Origin of the sequence: Roseimaritima multifibrata (assembly GCF_007741495.1) — a bacterium.
Lineage (GTDB): Bacteria > Planctomycetota > Planctomycetia > Pirellulales > Pirellulaceae > Roseimaritima > Roseimaritima multifibrata.
In genome coordinates this window covers 5537348-5558710 of record NZ_CP036262.1, presented here as the reverse complement: position 1 = coordinate 5558710, position 21363 = coordinate 5537348, and the positions used below count along the sequence as shown (strand labels likewise).

At 55.4% G+C, this 21363-nt stretch carries 17 protein-coding genes; 12 read left to right on the top strand and 5 right to left on the bottom strand.

What is annotated here, in order from left to right:
* The first annotated feature begins 423 nt into the window (after positions 1 to 423).
* Both FF011L_RS20180 and FF011L_RS20175 read left to right on the top strand, forming a co-directional pair.
* Positions 424 to 2406 carry a DUF5060 domain-containing protein gene (locus FF011L_RS20180; RefSeq protein ID WP_145353700.1) on the top strand — a complete coding sequence of 661 codons (1983 nt, stop codon included), beginning with the start codon at positions 424 to 426 and terminating at the stop codon, positions 2404 to 2406.
* Positions 2407 to 3082: 676 nt separating this feature from the next.
* Complete coding sequence (locus FF011L_RS20175; protein WP_145350968.1) at positions 3083 to 4483, top strand: IS4 family transposase; 1401 nt, start codon at positions 3083 to 3085, stop codon at positions 4481 to 4483.
* A 179-nt stretch (positions 4484 to 4662) separates the two neighbouring features.
* Here FF011L_RS20175 and galE read toward each other — a convergent pair whose 3' ends face one another.
* Positions 4663 to 5646, bottom strand: a complete 984-nt coding sequence (gene galE, locus FF011L_RS20170) for a UDP-glucose 4-epimerase GalE (protein WP_145353698.1) — start codon at positions 5644 to 5646, stop codon at positions 4663 to 4665.
* A 216-nt stretch (positions 5647 to 5862) separates the two neighbouring features.
* Here galE and xerD point away from each other — a divergent pair, with 216 nt between their 5' ends.
* The 4 genes from xerD (at position 5863) to FF011L_RS20150 (ending at position 9543) form a co-directional block, all read left to right on the top strand.
* Positions 5863 to 6813: a site-specific tyrosine recombinase XerD gene (gene xerD / locus FF011L_RS20165; protein WP_145353697.1), complete on the top strand. Its 951-nt coding sequence runs from the start codon at positions 5863 to 5865 to the stop codon at positions 6811 to 6813.
* Positions 6814 to 6907: 94 nt separating this feature from the next.
* Positions 6908 to 7720 (top strand): 4-hydroxy-tetrahydrodipicolinate reductase, encoded by an 813-nt coding sequence (gene dapB, locus FF011L_RS20160; protein WP_145353695.1) that lies wholly within the window; start codon positions 6908 to 6910, stop codon positions 7718 to 7720.
* Between the two features lie 9 nt (positions 7721 to 7729).
* Positions 7730 to 8122, top strand: coding sequence for a hypothetical protein (locus FF011L_RS20155; RefSeq protein ID WP_145353693.1), 393 nt, complete (start codon positions 7730 to 7732; stop codon positions 8120 to 8122).
* Positions 8123 to 8226: 104 nt separating this feature from the next.
* Positions 8227 to 9543 (top strand): MFS transporter, encoded by a 1317-nt coding sequence (locus tag FF011L_RS20150; protein ID WP_246109935.1) that lies wholly within the window; start codon positions 8227 to 8229, stop codon positions 9541 to 9543.
* 827 nt (positions 9544 to 10370) lie between these two features.
* Here FF011L_RS20150 and FF011L_RS20145 read toward each other — a convergent pair.
* Positions 10371 to 12254, bottom strand: a complete 1884-nt coding sequence (locus FF011L_RS20145; protein ID WP_145353689.1) for a hypothetical protein — start codon at positions 12252 to 12254, stop codon at positions 10371 to 10373.
* A gap of 233 nt (positions 12255 to 12487) precedes the next feature.
* On the opposite strand from FF011L_RS20145, the gene FF011L_RS20140 reads away from it, so the two are divergent.
* A complete protein-coding gene (locus FF011L_RS20140; protein WP_145353687.1) occupies positions 12488 to 14686 on the top strand; it encodes a diguanylate cyclase in 2199 nt (732 codons plus the stop codon).
* A gap of 241 nt (positions 14687 to 14927) precedes the next feature.
* Here the strand turns inward: FF011L_RS20140 and argF are convergent, their stop codons facing one another.
* From argF to argB, 3 genes are all read right to left on the bottom strand, one after another.
* Entirely contained in the window at positions 14928 to 15893 is a 966-nt protein-coding gene (gene argF / locus FF011L_RS20135) for an ornithine carbamoyltransferase (RefSeq protein WP_145353685.1), read from the bottom strand.
* A gap of 81 nt (positions 15894 to 15974) precedes the next feature.
* The gene (locus FF011L_RS20130) at positions 15975 to 16985 is read right to left on the bottom strand and encodes an aminotransferase class III-fold pyridoxal phosphate-dependent enzyme (RefSeq protein ID WP_145353683.1); all 1011 of its coding nucleotides are present in this window, start codon (positions 16983 to 16985) and stop codon (positions 15975 to 15977) included.
* A 121-nt stretch (positions 16986 to 17106) separates the two neighbouring features.
* Complete coding sequence (gene argB / locus FF011L_RS20125) at positions 17107 to 17976, bottom strand: acetylglutamate kinase (RefSeq protein WP_145355667.1); 870 nt, start codon at positions 17974 to 17976, stop codon at positions 17107 to 17109.
* Between the two features lie 190 nt (positions 17977 to 18166).
* On the opposite strand from argB, the gene proC reads away from it, so the two are divergent.
* From proC to FF011L_RS20100, 5 genes are read left to right on the top strand one after another with little or no spacing between them, the layout of a single operon-like run.
* Positions 18167 to 18994, top strand: coding sequence for a pyrroline-5-carboxylate reductase (gene proC / locus FF011L_RS20120; RefSeq protein ID WP_145353682.1), 828 nt, complete (start codon positions 18167 to 18169; stop codon positions 18992 to 18994).
* Positions 18995 to 19009: 15 nt separating this feature from the next.
* Positions 19010 to 19285: a hypothetical protein gene (locus FF011L_RS20115; protein ID WP_246109531.1), complete on the top strand. Its 276-nt coding sequence runs from the start codon at positions 19010 to 19012 to the stop codon at positions 19283 to 19285.
* 2 nt (positions 19286 to 19287) lie between these two features.
* A complete protein-coding gene (locus tag FF011L_RS20110; protein WP_145353678.1) occupies positions 19288 to 19635 on the top strand; it encodes a phosphoribosyl-ATP diphosphatase in 348 nt (115 codons plus the stop codon).
* Between the two features lie 9 nt (positions 19636 to 19644).
* Positions 19645 to 20538, top strand: a complete 894-nt coding sequence (gene hisG / locus FF011L_RS20105) for an ATP phosphoribosyltransferase (RefSeq protein ID WP_145353676.1) — start codon at positions 19645 to 19647, stop codon at positions 20536 to 20538.
* Positions 20539 to 20596: 58 nt separating this feature from the next.
* The gene (locus tag FF011L_RS20100) at positions 20597 to 21289 is read left to right on the top strand and encodes an orotidine 5'-phosphate decarboxylase / HUMPS family protein (RefSeq protein ID WP_145353674.1); all 693 of its coding nucleotides are present in this window, start codon (positions 20597 to 20599) and stop codon (positions 21287 to 21289) included.
* Positions 21290 to 21363 lie beyond the last annotated feature (74 nt).

Below are 21363 nucleotides of genomic sequence, written 5' to 3'. Positions count from 1 at the left end.
CGAAAACAACCCAAAAAAAGCGTTCTTCGCGAGGGACGGGAAATCGATTTGTGACGTATTGCGGATCTGCCCACGCTCTGGCGAGTGCAGGTACGTGCCTGCGATAGCTACCGTCGCCAGACGATGGTTCTTGCTGCATTGTTGTCACGCCAGCACTCGTCGCATCGCTGGCTTGCAATCCCCACGGAAACCGCCAACTTATTTATCGCACGTGTCGAGAGGCGGACCTGCGATTATTCTTTCCAAATGGACGGTGTCTGTGGAAAGCGTTCCTGCGTTGAGAAGTTGAAAACGAACGGACTTTGTCGGTGGAATTCGCCCCGCGCGTTGAAAAGGCTTGTAAAATGGGGGCTTCTTTGTTCGCTGGCCAATCCGTCCTGCGGGGCTACTCTTCGTTTGCTTCTCTTTTACAAGTGACTATTGATGATCCGAGTCGGTATGAAATCTGGAATTTCAGGTGGTTGGGTCCTGGCCGGTATCTTGTTGGTTTGCCCCGGAATTCAGTCATCGCATGCAGAAGCGGCGGTTAAGGCCAGCCCTACAAAAGCCTCCAGCGATCTCCCGCAGCAGTCTCCACGCCAGGCTGATGGCGACGGTTCCGTGGCGGTTAGCGGCGAGCAAAAACTTTGGCACAACGTGACTCTGAATCTGCAGGGGCCGTTTGCTCATGAAAAGGATAATGTTCCCAATCCGTATACCGATTATCGGATGACCGTGCGGTTCACCCACCAGGATGGAAGCGAATTCAATATCCCTGGTTACTTTGCGGCGGATGGTGATGCAGCTAATTCGTCGGCGGAATCAGGTGTCGTTTGGCGAGCCCATTTCACGCCGAACAAGACGGGACGTTGGGACTATAAAGTTTCTTTTCTTAAAGGCGATTTGGTTGCCGTCGAAAAGGAAACGGAATCGACACCGCTGCAACCTTTTGATGGTCAGGCAGGAACGCTGAATATCGTCGAAAGCGACAAGCAAGGACGCGACCTGCGGGCTCATGGCCGTTTGGAATATGTTGGTAAACGTTATTTGCGGTTTGCAGGGTCGGGTGAATACTTCTTGAAAGCTGGAGCGGATGCGCCGGAGACGCTCCTTGCCTACAAAGATTTTGACAACACTCACGCAGGTAACGCTAAAAAGGCTCCTTTGAAATCCTGGGCACCGCATCGGAAGGATTGGCAGCCTGGCGATCCGACTTGGGGGGATGGAAAAGGAAAAGGTCTGATTGGTGCGGTCAACTATCTGTCAGGCAAAGGATGTAATGCGTTCTCTTTCTTGACCTATAACGCGGGTGGCGACGGCGACAATGTATGGCCGTTTGTGCAGCGAGAGGACAAACTGCACTATGACTGCAGCAAACTGGATCAGTGGGGAATCGTGTTTCAGCATGGAACCGAACGCGGGATGTATTTGCATTTTAAGATGCAAGAAACCGAAAACGACGATCACAAAAAGGGCAAAGGAGGAGGCTTTGTTCCCGAATCACTCGACGGCGGTGATCTGGGAATTCAACGCAAACTGTACTGCCGCGAATTGATCGCAAGGTTCGGCCACAATCTGGCGCTTAACTGGAACTTGGGTGAAGAGAATACGCAGACGACGGCTCAGCAGAAAGCGATGATGGATGCGATCAGTGATTTGGATCCCTACGGCAACAACATCGTGATCCATACCTATCCAAACGAGCAAGACAAAGTCTATCGCCCGCTGCTAGGTAAACAGTCCAAGTTGACCGGGGCTTCTCTGCAGAACAGCAATTTGCAGTCCACGCATGCCCAGACAATCAAATGGGTTTCAGCCTCGGCTGAGGCAGGGAAACCATGGGTGGTAGCGTTTGACGAATCGGGATCCGCTGCCCATGGACAATGCCCTGACCTGGGCTACCGCGGGTTCGACGGGCATGATCGAACGGGCAAAATGGTCTACGACCAGAATAGGGTCCGAAAGCAAACGTTATGGGGGACGCTAATGGCTGGCGGGGCTGGCTGTGAGTACTACTTTGGATACCAGTTCGCCGAAAACGACATCGTGTGCGAAGACTGGCGAAGTCGAGACCAGAGTTGGGACGCATGCCGAATTGCACTCGATTTTTTCGCGGACCATTCGATTCCGTTTTGGGAAATGAAAAATGCGGATGAATTGGTCGGAAACCCACAACACGAGGCTTCGCGTTTTTGTTTTGCCAAACAGGGGGAACTCTACTTGGTTTATTTGCCGGAAGGTGGAAATCATGAACTGGATCTATCGGAGGCAAGTGGTGAATTCGATGTCCAGTGGTTCAACCCTCGCACCGGAGGTGACCTAAGCACGGGTTCACAGAAGTCCCTGCAAGGCGGATCCAAGGTAAAGCTAGGAACGGCGCCAGAAGATCCGCAAGAGGACTGGCTAGTGGTCGTGCGAAAAAAGTAGGGCTGGTTCGCCACAGGGCAGAGCAAGTCGCTTCGGTAATTCTTAGCGGCAGGGCGCGAGCCCTCCGGCCCGGAAACAGACTCTGCAAGAAAGGCCGGACGGCTTGCGCCGTTCCGCTAAGAAGGTGCTCGCAAATTGTAATTCTTAGCGGCAGGGCGCGAGCCCTCCGGCCCGGCAACAGACTCTGCAAGAAAGGCCGGACGGCTTGCGCCGTTCCGCTAAGAAGGTGCTCGCAAATTGTAATTCTTAGCGGCAGGGCGCGAGCCCTCCGGCCCGGCAACAGACTCTGCAAGAAAGGCCGGACGGCTTGCGCCGTTCCGCTAAGAAGGTGCTCGCAGATTGAAATTCTTAGCGGCAGGGCGCGAGCCCTCCGGCCCGGCAACAGACTCTGCAAGAAAGGCCGGACGGCTTGCGCCGTTCCGCTAAGAAGGTGCTCGCAGATTGAAATTCTTAGCGGCAGGGCGCGAGCCCTCCGGCTCAGCAACACACTCTGCAAGAAAGGCCGGACGGCTTGCGCCGTTCCGCTAAGAAGGTGCTTGCAGATTGAAATTCTTAGCGGCAGGGCGCGAGCCCAATGCCGCTTCCTTTGGAGAAAATTTCGCCAAACAGAGCGAATGGAACAAAATTTGCGCTATTGCAGGAGGTTTCCAATTCCCTGCCATTCTGACGGTCTGTCATGCTTATTCCGCCAAACCCTTCCGATCCGCCTGATGAGCAATTCGTCGCTGCCAGGGCACTTCTCGATCAGATCCTGCGGGTTCCTGAGCTCAAAAACATCTTCGATATCGATGATCGCCCCAACACCAGAATGGTCTACAGCCAAGCTGCGACCATCTGGCTGTTAATACTCCAGCGGTTACGTGGTGGCGCTTCGCTGAGTCAAGTTGTCTCCGAAGCCGTGAACCATCAAACCGACCTCTTTCCGGACAATAAACGTGTCCGCGAAGGAACATTGGGAGAGAATACTTCCACGTTCTCCAAGGCACGCACCCGTCTGCCGCTCGAAGCGATCCAGCGATTCTCGCGATGTGTTTGTGACTACTTAGGACGCACTGCCGAAAGAGCTTTCGATGACCGCCGCGTCTTCATTATCGACGGAACCACGATCACACTGCCACCAACACCAGAACTGAAAAAAGCTTTTCCACCTTCAACCAACCAGTACGGCGAATCGGTTTGGCCAGTGGCGATGCTAATGGTCGCTGCCGAGATGCAAAGTGGCTGCATTTTGGTCCCCAAAATCGACCCAATGTACGGACCCAATAATTCCAGCGAAGCCAAGCAAGCTCGCGAGATTGTTGGCGAACTACCCAGTAACAGCATTGTGCTTGCTGACAGTGGTTTTGGCATCTATGGCGTGGCTTATCATACACGTGTGGCAAAACATGATTTCTTGTTTCGCCTGTCGATGACGCGGTACAAGTCGTATCGCAAAAAAGCGGAACTGGTCGATGAAGGCGAAGGCTACAAGAGCTACCGGCTCAAATGGACTCCAACAAAAAAAGATCTGAAAGGCAATCCCGATATCCCTCCGGGGACATGCCTGGATGTATTCATTCACGAGGTCCAGCTCGAAGGAGGCACGACTTTGGCGATGGTCAGCTCGCTGGAGTTCGACGCGACCTGCCTGGCAGAACTTTATCGTCGACGGTACGACGTGGAGTTCGACATACGGGATGCCAAAGTGACAATGAACACTGAGGACATCCGTGCCAAGAGCGTGGACATGGTAATGAAAGAGCTGATGGGCTCGGTCGTCGCGTACAACTTGGTGTCTCAGCTCCGAAGAAGTGCGGCGAAACTTGCCAAGGTTACGCCCCGACGTCTGAGCTTCAGCGGCGTATGGCTGAGCTTCCAAGATCACTTGCTGCGCAAGTCCTGCGATACATTTGAGGAGTGGCAACTAGCATTCACGAGCGCGTTAATCAGCGCCTCCAAACGCAAGCTTCCAGTTCGCAAGGAGCCACGCAACTACCCACGGATCGCCCACCCGCGCCGCCCCAAAACCACCAAGTTCCAAAAGTCATTGCGCAAGAAGAAAAAAACAAAAACCGAACAACCTCCACCCCCCGAATAGACTTAAAGTAAGTGGCATTGGGCGCGAGCCCTCCGGCCCGGCAACACACTCTGCAAGAAAGGCCGGACGGCTTGCGCCGTTCCGCTAAGAAGGTGCTCGCAAATTGTAATTCTTAGCGGCAGGACGCGAGCCCTCCGGCCTGGCGACACACTCTGCAAGAAAGGCCGTATCGTTAACCGCTATTTGGTGTAACCCGTTGGGTGACTGCGATGCCAGTTCCAGGCGGTTTTTACGATGCTGGTGACGTCGGTGTACTGGGGCGTCCAGTCGAGCAGTTCTTTGGCCAGTCTGGCATCGGCGATCAATTCGGGTGGGTCCCCTGCTCTGCGTTCGCCGGAGACTTCGGGGATCGGATGACCGGTCACCTGACGGCATGCTTCGATGACTTCGCGGACACTGTATCCATTGCCGGTTCCAAGATTAACGCAGATCCCTTTTCCTGGTTCCAGACGATCCATGGCCGCTAAGTGGGCTGCCCCCAGGTCGTCGACATGGACGTAGTCCCGGATGCAGGTTCCGTCGGGAGTTGGGTAATCGTTGCCGAATACGGTGATCGATTCCCGTTGTCCGAGGGCAACCTGTAGGACCAATGGGATCAAGTGCGATTCGGGGTCGTGGTCTTCGCCAATGGTCCCGTCGGGGCTGGCGCCCGCGGCATTGAAGTAACGCAGGGCGGCGTAACCCAGGCCGTAGGCGGCCGCGTAGTCAGCCATCGCCTGTTCGATGACCAGTTTTGTGAACCCGTAGGGATTGATCGGATTTTGCGGAGTCGTTTCGGGGATCGGGATCGTATCCGGTTCCCCGTAGGTGGCGGTGGTGCTACTGAAAACCAGCTTTTTGACATCCGCTTCGCGCATCGCGTCCAGCAGTTCAAGTGCGGCGATCACATTGTTGCGATAATAAAGCGAGGGATCATTCACCGATTCGTTCACTAACGCAAATGCGGCGAAGTGCATGACCGCTTCGATTTTGTGGTCGCGAAGCGTTTTTACCAGTAGTTCCCGGTCGGCAGCCTCCCCAACAACTAAGCGGTCATCGGGGACCGCTTGGCGGTGGCCTCGTGAAAGATTGTCATAGACATAAACCGTATGCCCTTGGCTGCGAAGCAAACGGGCACAGTGCGAGCCAACGTAACCGGCTCCGCCAACGACAAGTACATTCATGATAGGGTCCGCAAAATGGATGCGATTGGTTTGTTCGGAAAGAATTTAGGTCGGCTCAGACTGCCGACGCTCTCCAGGCGATAACCAATAATAGGTTGGTGCAGGGAAACGGGGGAAGGTCGGTAACGTATTTTACGATCTTCCTAGCAACAATCGGTTCGTTCTATTTGGTGCAACGTCATGGAGGATCGTTTGCGTCACCGCTGAAGGTCTGATATGGCTCGTCTGACAAAACTGCAGCAATTACAGAACTCGGCCCCCGCCTCAGGGTCAACCGCCAAAACGCTTGGGATGGTTGACGATTTTATCGGTTATTTGCGTGGTGAGTGCCATCTCGCAAACAATACCATCATCGCATATCGCCGCGATCTGGACCGCTTTAGTGAGTGGGCCGGGACCAGGCGGATGAAAAATCTGACGATCCGCGAATTATCAAACTACGTCAGTCGTCTGCACGATTCCGGCTTGGCCCCCGCCAGCATCTCGCGGAATGTCGTTGCCGTACGCATGTTTTTTAAGTACCTGCAGTTGGAAGGGATTGTCGTCGACAATCCCGTTGAATTGTTGGCGACGCAGAAAGCATGGCAGCGCATGCCTAAAGTTTTGACCCACCGGCAGGTCGAAGCTTTTCTCGAAGCCCCCCGCAAATCGGACTCCTTTTGGCAACGCGACCGCGCCATGTTGGAAGTCCTCTATGCCAGTGGTTGCCGTGCCAGTGAAACCTGTTCTCTGAGGCTGCACGATCTGTCGCTTGAGGAACGTTACCTGCAGTGTGAAGGAAAGGGAGGGAAGCAGCGGATGGTTCCGATCGGGACTCGAGCGATTGCGGCGATCCATCAATATTTGGAGGAACTGCGTCCGATGCTGGCCGACCGCGGCCCGGAGCGGAGCAATGTGCTGTTTCTGTCACGCACCGGACGTCCTTTGGAGCGTATCCAACTGTGGAGGCTGGTGAAACAGTACGCCAAGCGGGCGAATATCCAGTCGGGGATCAGTCCCCACAGTCTGCGGCATAGTTTCGCCACCCATCTGTTGGCGGGAGGAGCGGACCTGCGGCAAGTCCAAGAGATGTTGGGGCACGCCAGCATCCAAACGACTCAGATCTACACCCACGTCGACCATTCTCGGTTGAAGAAAGTGCATCAGCAGTATCACCCTCGCAGCTAACGGTCGCCGACTTAGCAATAAAACGTTGATTCGCTACACTGACTGAATCGTTGTTATGGATTGATTAGTACTTTCATCAAGGTTGTTTTGCGTCATGTTGCGAATTGCCGTTCACGGTGCTGCAGGGCGAATGGGGCGTCGAGTCGTTGCGTTGGCTGCGGGGGATCCCGATTTCCGCGTGGTCGCTGCGATTGAACATGCCGACCATTCGGATCTTGGCAAAGATGCAGGGTTTTTAGCGGGGCTGTCGGAATTAGACGTGCCGGTCGCTTCGGCGTGGCCGGACGATATTGACGTGATCGTCGATTTTTCGCTTCCCGAAGCGGTGGACGGAGTCATTGATTCGGCTGTGAAAGCTAACGCTGCCTTGGTTATGGCGACCACCGGTTTGACGTCGGAGCAGCACGATCGGCTGAAACAGGCCTCCGAAAAAATCGCCATCGTGTGGGCGCCTAGCATGTCCCTTGCGGTGAATCTGACGATGCGGATGGCACAGCAGGTTACCGCCGCTTTAAAAGATGTTTCCGGAGGCGTGGATGTGGAAATCATCGAACGCCATCATCGCTTCAAAGAAGATGCACCCAGCGGGACAGCGCTCAAGTTCGGAGAGTTGATCGCAGCAGAATTCGAACGCGAACCGGGGGCTTCGGCGATCAAACATGTTCATGGTCGCGAAGGCAAAACCGGCATGCGAACGGGAAATGAAATCGGGTACCATGCGGTTCGAACCGGTGATAACCCCGGGGAGCATACAATCGTTTTTGGAATGATGGGAGAAACGATCGAACTAAAAGTGGCTGCCTCCAATCGTGACTCCTACGCTGCAGGCGCGTTAGCCGCTGCCAAGTGGTTGCAGGATCAGCCCGCCGGAATGTATTCGATGTTTGATGTCCTGGGGATGAAATAGGTCGCTTTTATGGCCCAGTGCGAACAGGGATATCTCTGCGATGTCTGTGGCGAAGAGGTCGCTGGTATCGACAACAGCGATCTGTACTTGCGATATGTGATCGGTGAATTAGATCCCGAGGTCCTGCATACGACTCCGGAGCGTCACTTGCGCTGTAATCCGGTTGTCGCTCAGTTCATTGACCATCCCGATTTCGAAGCGGTGGAGGTGGAGGGGATGTTCGATTGCCGGACTTTGGATGAAGCTTTTGTGAACGAACGCCGCACTTTGATTTCCCGAGGCTTTGAACGGTTGCTGCAAATCGCAGCAACCGGCGGGGACCGAGATGTGACGCAGTATCCGCTTCCCGAAGCGATTGCCAAATATCGCGGTGAAGAGGATCCCTCGGAACGCGAAGCCTGATCGATGCCGCGGGCTCCTGTTGGGTAGCGATGGCTTGCTATACTGCCCCCCTCTGATTCTTTCCGACCGAGTTTCCTCCAAGTGGAATAAGCCCCGTGACAAAAATGCTTCGTGGTGGTTTCCTCAGCCTGCTGGTCACCCAGTTCTTTGGTGCCGCAAACGATAACATCCTGAAAGGAGTGCTGACCTATATGGTGATCACTCAGGGAGTTTGGGAAGGACAACTGGGGACCGGAGGTCAAGCGATTGTGGGCGTCTGCTTTACGCTTCCTTTCATTCTGTTGTCAGGGTATGCCGGCCAGATTGCGGATCGCTTTTCCAAACGAAGAGTCAGCATCGCCGTCAAAATTTGTGAAATCCCGATTGCGATGACCGCGATGGCTGGATTTTGGCTTGGGAACCTGTGGGTCACGATGGCCGCTTTGGTGGCGTTGACATGTCAAAGTGCCTTCTTCGGGCCGGCAAAGTACGGGATGATCCCCGAATTGGTCGACGAAAGCGACTTAAGCCGCGCGAATGGAACGATCAATATGATGACCAATATTGCGGTGATCGTGGGGACACTGACGGCAGGTTATGTCGCCGACCTTTATAACCCCATCGTTGACGGCGGATCGACGGTGGGGATGAGATGGTTGCCGGGAGTCGTACTGGTTGCGGTTGCCATTGCCGGTTGGATATCGGTTCTCTTTCTGGATCGGCTGGAGCCAGGCGATCCGAATCTGAAATACGATTACAACCCGTTTACGACCTATGTTTTTGCCATTAAAGAGATGGCGAAGACTCGAATGTTGATGGTCATGATGGCTTGGGGATACTTCTATCTGATGGCCGGGTTAGCCTTTTTTATTCTCCCCGAATATACGACCGTGCTGAATATCGATCGAGCGAGTGCCAGTATTCTGATGGGCGTGTTGGGGATTTCGGTCGGAGTCGGTTGTGCGTTTGCCGGTTTCATCTCAGGGGATCGCATTGAACCGCGTCTGATTCCGCTGGGAGCGATCGGGTTGGTCGTTTTCTTTGCACTGTTAGGCATGGTCACGCCCCGTTTATATGGTGTTGGACCAGAGGTCGTAGGCGTCGGCGGAATGCCAAGGTCATCGATCATGCAGGTCGGTTTAAGCAATGTTTCCCTCTTCATTATGGGAGCCGGCTTTTTTGCCGGGTTCTATATCGTTCCCTTGCAAGCGTTACTGCAGAGTCTTTCTCCGGATGATGAGCGAGGCCGTTTTTTAGGAACCGCAAATGCGGTCTCCTTCGCCTTCATGACCTTTGCAGCGGTGGTCTACTTTGTTGTCCGAGGGATGTTCGGCGATTCGCCACAACGCATCTTTCTGCTTTGTTCGGTCCTGATGGCTCTCGGAACGGTCTTCTTCTTGTGGCGGCTACGAGGTAGCGGAGTCATGGCCGCACGCGAATAGGTGCAGCGATCACTTCTTAGCGGTACGGCGCAAGCCGTCCGGCCCTTTTGCAGAGTGGTTTGCGGGCCGGAGGGCTCGCGTCCTTCCGCTAGGAATTTGAATTTGCGAGCCCCTTCTTAGCGGCACGGCGCAAGCCGTCCGGCCCTTTTTGCAGAGTGGTTTGCGGGCCGGAGGGCTCGCGCCCTTCCGCTAGGAATTTGAACTTGCGAGCCCCTTCTTAACGGCACGGCGCAAGCCGTCCGGCCCTTTTTGCAGAGTGGTTTGCGGGCCGGAGGGCTCGCGCCCTTCCGCTAGGAATTTGAACTTGCGAGCCCCTTCTTAGCGGCACGGCGCAAGCCGTCCGGCCTTTTTGCAGAGTGGTTTGCGGGCCGGAGGGCTCGCGTCCTGCCGCTAAGAATTTGAATTTGCGAGCCCCTTCTTAGCGGTACGGCGCAAGCCGTCCGGCCTTTTTGCAGAGTGGTTTGCGGGCCGGAGGGCTCGCGCCCTTCCGCTAGGAATTTGAACTTGCGAGCCCCTTCTTAGCGGCACGGCGCAAGCCGTCCGGCCCTTTTTGCAGAGTGGTTTTCGGGCCGGAGGGCTCGCGCCCTGCCGCTAAGAATTTGAACTTGCGAGCACCTTCTTAGCGGCACGGCGCAAGCCGTCCGGCCCTTTTGCAGAGTGGTTTGCGGGCCGGAGGGCTCGCGTCCTTCCGCTAAGAATTTGAATTTGCGAGCACCTTCTTAGCAGAATGGCGCAAGCCGTCCGGCCCTTTTTGCAGAGTGGTTTCCTAGCGGAATGGCTCGCGCCCTTCCGCTAGGAATTTGAACTTGCGGCCATGCTCTTACGGATCACGCGGCGTTGGATTGCCGTTTCAGTTGCCGCTTTAGGCGTCTTCGTTCCGCCTTGTTCAGTGAGTCCCAGTCGATGGAGTCTGGGTCGATGTACTCTTCGCTTTCCTCTTGTGAGGAATCGTTATCATTCGGCTGTGGCTGCTTGGAAGCGGAGTCTTGGTCGTCTCCATCGTCCGATTCGTTGCTCTTCCCGCCGGGAGGTAAACGGAGGGACAGTTTGGAGAGCCATGACTTCTTCTTTGGTTTGTCTTCGTCTTCGGAGGTTGCGTCGTCCGAGGCATTTTGGTTCGCAGCGTCGGCGGTGCTTTCGTTTTCTGTATTTGCATCGGCTTTACCGCGTCGGAACCAACCTCGTTTGGTTTTGGCTGGGGCGTCCTCGTCTTCCGCGTGGTCGGTATTCTCGGACGCGTCGGAGTCTGTGTGTTTAGCTGCGACCGTTCGCTTTGACGCGGGATTTGGCTCCGTTTCGGTTTCTTCGGAAACAGCCTTCTTGCGTTTGAACCAGCTTCGTTTCGCTGCGTCGGATTCTGATTCAGCGTCACCGGTTTGTGCGTCTACTTCGGAGGCGTCCTGTGCAGCTTTCTTTCGTCCAAGCCAGCTTCGTTTGGCAGTGCTTTTTTCCGATTTGGTGTCGCCGGATTCGGGCTCGCTAGCGGTGGACGGTTTGTCCTCGGATTGAGGCGATTCGGATTTGGCGACGGCAGGTTTGCGAAGCCCCAGCCAACGGCGGCGTGGTTTTTCGGTTTCGCTGGTCGTTTCCGAATCGTCGTCAAGATCGGCATCTTTATCGGCCGCCGGGCGGGTCGCGGTGCGGCGTGATTTTTCTGGGGCTGCTTTGACGGTTGCTGCAGGTTTTGGCGTTGGCGTTGGCGTTTTGGCTTTGGCTGCGGCGCGGCGGCTGGTTTTCGCTGCGGGTTCTTTTGTTTCTTGTTCGTCGGTTTCGTCTTGCTCGGCATTCCAGTAACGAACGACGTTCCATTGCCGCAGTCGGTCCCCTAGATGATCGTTCTCATCGATACGTCGGACTTCGCGGTATAACAAACGGAGGTAGGCCACCAGCGCAATCCAGATCCCTGCCCAACCAAGAAGGGGGGCTGCACTATAAAATGTGGCTGCCAGCGGGGATTCCACGGTCATCAATTTCCAGTGGACGGCTGCTGGATAGGCCAGCGACAACAGGCCAGCGATGAGTGCCGGAGTTGCCAGTCGACTTTGCCAGACTTCGGCGATTAAACGGAGCCCCAGGGCGGCACCTCCGACAGCCATGATCAACCGCATCCAATCGCCACCTGCGAGAGCTTTTCGTTCGCCCAACGCGGCATCGATTAGGAATCCTGCCCAGTCGATGAATCCGGTCACCGCTTGAATACTGGCGATCACCATCAGGAGAATGACCGGCCGCCATATTCGGTACCGGCCTTCGTAGTCATCGCTCCGGTGGCGACGCAATTGGTAGATCAGTAGGGCGGCTCCTGCCCCGCTCAGGCAGAGGATGGTTCGCAGCCAAGTGCCAAAACTGTCCGCGTGATCCAGTCGTAGTGGTCGCGATAGATCGGGGGCATAAGCCAATGGTGGCCAGCGAATCGCGAACCAATGAGCCAGCGTCAGCAGAAGGATCGTGGACAAAACCGTCACAATCACCGCGGACATCGTGCGGCGGCGAACCGGTACGAGGCCAAACCAACGTGCTCTCAACCGCCGTTGGACTCGCGATCCATAGGGGGCCACAGGCCGGCGAGCTTCTCGAGCAGCGGCGAAAGCGGCTGGAGACTGAGAGGTTTCTGTGCCGACGCCGTGCGCATAAATCACCCGTCGTCGCCGCTGGGCAAGTTGAGGACGCCGGTCGTGAGACATGTCACCGCCAAGGTTTCTGGTAGCCATCTGAATTCAGGCCGAAGAGTAGATGAGCGGCTGCCCTGAAGGCAACATCAACCCGCATCTTCCGGTTAAACGGCATCACCCGACTTTGGGCCACTGGGGAACAGACCGGAGTTCGGATTGTAGCTCTGTTTTTGCAGTGTTTGATTGCTCAGGACGTAACTGTGACTTACGTTTCCACGACATGTTCGACTTCTAGATATTTCTGCTAAATCCGCGTTTGATGGTTCCTTGGCATGCCTGAAATTACAAAAGAACAACTCGAGTTCACGGCTTCGGAAACGACGGTTATCCCCGATTTGCTAGCAGATTTAGGCTCCTTGGCGGCTGCGGATTCGCTGACCGGTGAAGCCTCTTCGGCTCCTGAGATGGAATTTGAAAACCAGTTGGCGATGGTGCGACTGGGGATTGCTACGGCTCTCTATTACGCTTTGCGGACCAAACATCCACCGACCGCAGCCCACAGCTTGCGCGTCGCAGTCGGCTGTTCAGCTTGGGCTGAATGGATGGGGGTGGCGCCCGAAGTACGCGACCGAATCGAGGTCGCTGCACTCTTGCACGATATTGGCAAGATCGGGATTCCCGACAGCGTGCTTCGCAAGCCAGGTAAGTTGTCCGTTCGCGAACAGTTGGCGATGGACCTCTATCCTCGGCTGGGATGTGAAATTCTGGAAGGCTGCACCGACGATGCCGAAATCCTCGGGATCGTTCGATACGGGCATACTTGGTACGACAGTCGGCGCAGCGATGATGGGCCGCAGCGCGATGCGTTACCGTTGGGAGCTCGGATGCTGTCGATCGTGGGGGCCTTTGATTCGATGACGACCGACCATGTTTATCGGCCTGCGATCAGTCGCGAACGAGCCCTCACAGAACTGCTTGAAGGTTCGGGGACTCAGTTTGATGGTGAATTGGTTCATGATTATTGCCGCATGTTAGAAAGCCACCCTGCCAAGTTGCAGGGACAAGTGATGACTCGTTGGCTGCGACAGTTAAAAGACAAACGCGATGCCCGCCCATGGTCGACCGCAGGAAGAGCATCCTCGGTTTCATTGGCCGGGGATGAGGCTGAATCACAGTACCAACTGTTCCATCGCCAGCTTTTCGATCATATGCACGATGGCGTCGTCTTTATCGATAAAGAGGGAAATGTCGTCGAATGGAATCGGGCGCTCGAGCGGATGTCGGGTGTGGGTGCCGAGGCGGCCATCAATCATCTTTGGACCCCCGATCTTGTGGGGCTGTGTGACAGTCAGAATCAACTGGTTACGGAAACGCAATGCCCGCTTTTGCAAAGCTTAAAAAGTGGGATGTACAGCAGTCGGCAGATGCTGATGCGAGTTGCAGATGGAACCGAGATTCCAGTGCATGTTCATGTGTCGGCGGTGACGTCCGGAGTCTCCGAAACGTACGGGGCGATGGCCGTTTTTCATGACGCTTCACGTCAAGCAAATTTGGAAGAGCGACTGGTCGACTTACACGAACAGGCGACGAAGGATTCACTAACTCGAGTTGACAATCGCGGGCAGTTCGACCGTGCATTGATCGAATTAACCGACCTTGCAACCAATTCGGGAGCGACGTTCAGTCTGATTATTTGTGACATCGACCACTTTAAGCGGATCAATGATGTGCATGGGCATCAGGCTGGTGATGAAGCATTGGTCTGTTTTGCGGAAGTCTTAAAAGCCTGCACGATGGAGGGAGACTTGGTTTGTCGCTACGGCGGAGAAGAGTTTGTCGTCCTCAGCCCAGGCAGCGATAACCCTGCAGCGACCCAACGAGCTGAACAGATTCGAGCGGCGATCGAAAACACCCCGATTGATTCTTTGAACCGCAAAAACATGACCGCTAGTTTTGGAGTCACCGAATACCAAGCCGGCGATTCGCCAGAAACCTTATTGGCGCGAGCCGACCGAGCTTTGTTGAAGGCCAAGGACGGTGGACGTAACCAAGTTGTTCAGCTTGGTGCTGGACGAAGCAGTGACCCGGAAACGGCTAGCGGAAAAACTGGTCGCTTGAGCAGTTGGTTGTCGTGGTTCGAAGGAGGGGACGTTGGCAATACCGAAGTCCGCATGATTACCCCTGTTCCTGCCGACCTGGCGATCGAAAAGTTACGCGGGTTTATCGCGGATCATCAAGCAACGATCCAAGATGTTAACGAAAGCAAAGTCAGCATTCGCATGAGCGTGATGTTTTCCTTCGGCGGTCGACGCCGCGTCGATCAACGAATCGATTTCGACTTGACCGTTCAATTGTCGGAGGAACACACCAAACGTTCGGCTTCGGGCGGTCTGCAGACATCCACGGTGATCGATGCTCAGTTGCGACCGGTTCGAGGTCGTGACCGACGCATGCGAGAATTAACCGCCTGCACCGATCGGGTCATCGCAAGCCTGCGAAGTTACCTGATGGCGACATTGGTTCGGCCATAGTCTTTTGTCGCGAGAATATAGGGCCGTGCCCCACCGGACGCTGCAAGCTCGACGCCATCGACTTTCTTAGCGGAACGGCGCGAACCTTCCGGCGATCCGCCTAGAAAACACAATGAATTTGCCGGTCGACTTGCGACGATCCGGCAAGGGAATCCGCCCGCAGATGCCAAGGTAGCTGGCATTGAGCATGCGCCGTTCCGCTAAACGTTGGACGCCGCAAGCTAAAAAGCTACTCGCTTGCCTAGCTAATGTTTGCTTCGACCCATTCAGGGGCCATCAACCAAACGAGCAAGCCTTTTTGCGCATGCATGCGATTGCCGGCTTGACGAATGATCTGGCTCTGATCGCCATCGATCACTTCTTGCGTGATTTCTTCACCGCGAATGGCCGGTAAACAGTGCAGCACACAGGCTGTCTTGGGAGCCGCTGCCAGCAATTTTTCGTCGATTCGATAAGGTGCAAATATCTGTCGGCGTTCGGCCGCTTCGGCTTCCTGCCCCATGCTTGTCCAGACGTCGGTATAGATTACATCGGCACTGCCGATCGCATCTTCCGGACGTTCTACCCGGTTTAGTTTTGCCTTGGGGTAGGCTTTGGAGATCCGTTCGATCCAGATGTCGTCGATGGCGTATCCATTGGGACAGGCGAGCGTGAAGGGCATGTCCAGGATCGCACAGATCAAGGCGAGTGAACGGGCGACATTATTGCCATCCCCGACAAACAGGACTTCGCGACCCGCCAGACTGGCGAGATCAAATTGGTTGTCAGGCAACTGGCTGAAGACTTCTCCCACCGTCAAAATATCGGCCAACGCTTGGCAGGGGTGGCTGAGGTCGGTCAGGCCATTGATGACCGGCATCGCGTCATACCGAGCAAGCTCTTCGACACGTGAGTGAGATTTCGCTCGGCATACAACTCCATCGAGGAACTGGCCGAGGACGCGAGTGAAATCGGCAGGTGATTCCCGTTTGCCCCAGCCGACGTCTTCACCAAGGAACAAACTTCCGCCACCCAGTTGGTTGATTCCCGCTTCAAAACTGACGCGGGTGCGGAGGCTTGGTTTTTCAAACAATAAGCCTAGTGTCTGCCCGGCAAGGATCGGAGGACGTTCTCCTTGGGCAAGTAAGCTTTTCAGATGGACTGCGGTCGCCAGGATCGAACGAACTTCGGCGGGTGTCAAGTCAAATAGGGTCAGCAAGTGTCGCATGGGTCGATTCGGAATCCAGGTAGATACAGGATGACAGTGAAGGTCCGCGGTCACTGGTCGCGAACAGATAGCATATGCGATTTAAGGTCCCGCGACCGGTTCCTCTGTCGGATCAGCCGCTCTTTCGACAGACTGTAGGACTTGATGAAGATCCGCGACCAAGTTTTCCAGGTCTTCGGAAGTCATCTGAAAGGGAGGTTGGATGCGGAGCGTGTGCGAACCGGCGGTTCGAAACGCTTCGCCGTGCTGGCTCAGTTCGGCGACAAGCGGTTCGACAGGAATGTCCATTTCGACGGCGAACAGGATCCCTCGTTGGCGAATTTCTTTGACGAATTCAAAGTCGTCGACCAGCGAAATCAAAGCTCGCTCGCACATTGCTGCGACCGCTTGAACGGACTGTAAAGATTCCTCATTCAAATCTTTCAGAACGGTTTGTCCTGCGGTCGCGATGGTCGCGGCGACCGGCAGGGTTTGCAGCAGGGGATGCGTTTGCAAAGCATCCGGCAGTTGGTCCTGCCAGATCACAACTCCTAGAGGGAATTCGCCAGCAAGCCCTTCTGCCAGAATCCTTGCATGTGGTTCAAATCCAAATGAGGACTGGCTATCGAGAGCTCCGCTGACGCCCCATGGAAATGAGCTCTCATCGCTCAATAGCCACAATCCGTTTGTGTCGGCGATCTCGCGCAGTTCTTGGAGGAATTCTGTCGATGCCATCTGCAAGCCATTGGCCGTTTGGATCGGCTGGATCAAGATCGCCGCGGTCTGATCGTCAATTGCTTCGCGGACTGCAGACGCGTCGCCCCATGGGCAATGAACGAACCCGGCTACCAGCGGCCCCAGGTCGGCTTGGGATTCAGGAAATCCCGACGCGGAATGACAGGCAAGCGTCTGCCCCAGTTCATTCCCTACGAAGGTAATGATTTTGAATTTTTGGCCGGCCGAGCGGAGGCGGACTGCAGCAATCGCCCATTCGATGGCCATTTCCCGGCAGGGGGTGAACACCACATGGTTCCCGCCGGTTCTGGCCAGCAGTTCACTCTCGTAGGCCTGTGCCAGTTCCCGCGAAGATCGGTCAGATTCTGAAGCAACCATCTAATGACTCGGGGACAGGGAAAAAGGAACGCGGTTAAGAGGCCACAAGAATGATGGAACGGCGGTCGGTGTTCCGGTTTGTTGGCCATGCTCGATGGGGCTGATTTAGAGTTGATTTAGATTAAGGAACCAACTGGGTGCCAACTCCGCTGGTCGTATAAATTTCCAGCAAGAGCGAATGTCTGAGGCTGCCATCAATGATATGCACTTTGCCTACCCCGCGTTGGAGTGTGGCTAGGCACGCTTCGACTTTGGGGATCATGCCCCCTTCGATCGCACCATCCTTGATCAGTTGCCTAGCTTCCTCAGCGGTCAATGAGTTGATAATCGAATCGGGATTATCTTTTTCACGCCGGACGCCGTTGACGTCGCTAAGGAAAATTAATTTTTCGGCTCCCAGTGCCTGAGCGACCGCCATCGCTGCGGTATCCGCGTTGACATTCAGATGTTCGCCGTCGTTTTCGTCGACACACATCGATGGAATGACAGGGACTTGGTTGGTATAGGAGAGCCCATCGATGACTTGGCGATCGACTCGAGTCACTTCACCCACGAACCCTAAATCGCCTGCTTCATCGTCCAGCATTAGGCGTTTGCCATGCAGGACGTTTGTCGTATGGACCGAAAGGTTCATACCGCGTCCGCCCAAATATTCGATTTGCTGGGTAACGTATTCGTTCAATTCGCCTGCTAGAACGGTCCGGACGACGTCCCGCGTCGCAGCGTCGGTGACTCGGCGGCCTTGCACAAATTGCGGCTGAATTCCCTGTTTTTCCAGCGCCGCCGTAATCGCTTTGCCACCGCCATGGACGATCACCGGACGCATCCCAACGGTTTCCATGAAGATGACGTCGACTAGGATGTGTTGCAACGCGATCTCGTTTTCAAGCAAGCTTCCGCCCAGCTTGATGACGGTCGTTTTGCCTCGAAAGCGACGGATCCAGCCCATCGCTTCGATCAACGTATTCGCTTTTTGAATGGCTTCTTGCACGTTGACCACGTTTCCATTGACTTAAATGCAGGACGCTTTTGGTGTGGGCATTGCCCGCGAGACAAACCCATTTGGTCGTCCCTGTCGAGGGACTGTTCAAAAGCGGAAAAACCGATCAATCTAGGGGCTTGACGGGCTTGCTGTCAATTACTGATGGTTCTCCGTGAACTTTCTAAAAGGATTCTTACAGATGAAAACGATCGCCGGTAAATTGACTTTGGTCGGGGGCGGCCGCATGGGCCGAGCCTTGGTGGAAGGGATGATACGTGCGGGGGTTATCGAATCAACACGGGTCACTGTCATCAACCGGACGGCAGAATCGTGTCAGGTTTGGACCGAAAGCAAGTTGGGCGTTTGCGTCGAACAGGCCGATCCCGCGACCTTGAAGGCAGCGGTTGAGTCGGCCGAGACGGTGATCGTGGCGGTTAAACCGGGGACTTTTCCCAGCGTGGCCGAATCGGCTGCAGGGGCATGGGCCGGGCGATTGGTGATTTCCGTCGCTGCCGGAGTCAAATTGGCGACCCTGCAAAAGATTTTCGATAGTAAATCGGTCGTCCGGGTGATGCCCAATACCCCTAGTCTGGTCGGGTTCGGGGCTTCGGCTTTCTCTTGTGGCCCCAAGGTCAGCGAGGCCCAGGCGAAGACGGTCGAGCAGATTTTGGCGGCCGTGGGAGTCGTCGCTCAAGTCGAAGAATCGGCTCTGGATGCGGTCACCGGACTTAGCGGATCAGGACCGGCATACATATTTATGATCATTGAAGCGTTGGCCGATGGCGGCGTCGCTGCCGGCCTGCCAAGAGCTCTAGCCCAGCAATTTGCCGCTCAGACGGTCCTCGGAGCGGCTCAGATGGTCACCCAAACCGGCGACCATCCGGCTCTTCTGAAGGATGCCGTTGCCAGCCCCGGCGGCACGACCATTGCCGGTTTGGCAGCATTGGAACAAAATGGGCTCCGTTCGGCCATGATCGAGGCGGTTCGGACGGCGGCTGCCCGCAGCCGCGAAATGGGTAATTCGTAACTCAATACTCAATTGATGCAGTGCTTCACTGCAATGGAGTCCAATTCCATGGAGTCACCGCTGTTCTTGGTAGATGATAAGCATCTGCCTCTTTACCGCATTGTGTGGGTTTCTGACACGCCCCACTTCTGTGGTGAAGAGGATTGTATGTGCGAAGGACGCTATGAAGTCCGGCTGGAGGCTGACGAGTCGTTGTGGGCAAATCGTGAGGAACGAGATTGTCTTGTCACCGCCTTGCAGCAATGGTGCGGCGATGTTGAGGGAGAAGGTCCCATTGAAGGGGACCTGTAGGTATGTCCACTCCAGATGATCTTCCCGCCCTCCGCCGCTTGATGCAGACGCTTCAGCAGCGAGCTGCCGACCGGCCACCGAAATCCTACACCACCAAATTGCTGGATGGTGGGGCTGAAAAAATCGGCGGCAAAATTCGTGAAGAAGCCGAGGAATTGATCGAGGCGGCTGACGAAGAGGGGGACGAAGGACGTGCCCATTTTGTCTACGAAGCGGCCGATTTGATCTATCACACCATGGTCCTGTTGACCTGGCGCGGCGTCGATATTGGCGAAGTCGCGGATGAACTTGAACGACGTGAAGGCACTTCCGGGCTGGTTGAAAAAGCCCAACGAAAGACGAAAGAATAATAACTAGGTATGAACAGCCCATCGCCCGATTCGAATTCCCCTGCCCTCCCCCAAAGCAATCTGCGCATCGGGATTCCCAGCAAAGGTCGCTTGAGCGAGCTGGCTGGGGATCTGCTGAAGCAGGCAGGACTACGGTTCCGCCGCCAAAATCGAGGGCTGTTCGCTCGCGTGAGTGGGCTGCCGATCGATCTGACTTTTCTGCGAACCGATGATATCCCGACGCTCTGTGCCGAAGGAGCTATCGATATGGGGATCACCGGCAGCGACCTGGTCGATGAGTCCGACGTTGATGTGACGGTGCGAATGCCGCTGGGCGTCGGACGTTGTCGGTTAGCCGTCTGCGTGCCGGAAGATTCCTCGTATCAAACCGCAGCTGATTTAAATGGCAAACGGATCGCATCCAGTTTTCCAACCGTGACCCGCAACTATTTGAAGAAATTCGATGCCAGTGCACATCTGGTTTCCCTTTCGGGAAGTGTCGAGGTGATGATTCAGTTGGGGGTGGCCGATGCGATTGTCGATCTGGTCGAAACCGGTAGCACTCTGGCGGCCAATCGACTGCGGATTCTGGATGAAATCGGACACTACGAAACGGTCCTCATTCAAAATGCAAATTGCCGCGACAAGGAAACGGCCGACAGGGTCGTTCGGCGTTTAGAAGGGGTTACGATCGCTCGTGATTACTCGCTGCTGGAATACAATGTTCCTCGCGAAAAATTGGCGGCGGCTGAAAAAATCACCCCCGGGTTTAACTCGCCAACGATCGGGACTCTGGAAGACACCCAGTGGTGCTCGGTTCGCTCGATGGTCCGCCGCGATGACGTGATCTCCTGTATGGAAAAACTGGAGCTGTTAGGGGCTACCGCCATCCTTGAAATCACGATGGCGAACTGTCGCTTGTAGTTCCGGGTATGCTGGCCGGCCGTATTCAATTTTCTACCGTTAACCCCCACCTTGAATAATGAAACCGATTGTCCAGATTTCGCTTGATCTAACCAATATCGACGAAGCCTTGCAAACCGCGGAATTGGCAATTCGGGCTGGCGTGGATTGGTTAGAAGCGGGGACTCCACTGATCCTTGCAGAAGGTTTGCACGGAGTCCGTGAACTGCGACGAGCCTTCCCCGGGGTCCCTTTGGTCGCCGATCTTAAGACCATGGACGGTGGCTATTTAGAAGCCGAAATGATGGCCAAAGCAGGAGCCACTCACGTCGTCGTGATGGCTCGAGCTCACGCGGAAACGATCAAGTGTGTCGTAAAAGCGGGCGCCGATTTCGGTTGCCAAGTGATGGGCGACAATATGGTCTGTCCCGATATGGTGGCCGGAGCCAAGTGGCTGGAAGATCTGGGCTGTGATTTTATTATCCACCACATCGGCTACGATGAACGCCGTGGGATCGCAGCCGCTGGACAACCGATGCCAAGCCCGCTGGATCAGTTGCGGGCGGTTGTCGATGCCGTGAAGGTTCCAGTGCAAGCGGTTGGTGGGCTAAGCATCGAACAAGCGATTGCCTGCCCGCAGCACGGAGCGCCGCTAGTCGTTCTTGGGGCCCCGCTGACCATCGACGCAGATGCCTTCCGCACGGCCGACGGAGACCTGGAATCTTCGCTAAGGATGATCTGCGAAGCCGTCCACGCCCAGTCGGTGCAGTAAGGGACGCGACCAGCTGTCCCGGTAAAACGTAGGATGGGCTGCCGGCCTGTCGGGAGCGATTCGTGTGTCGCCTT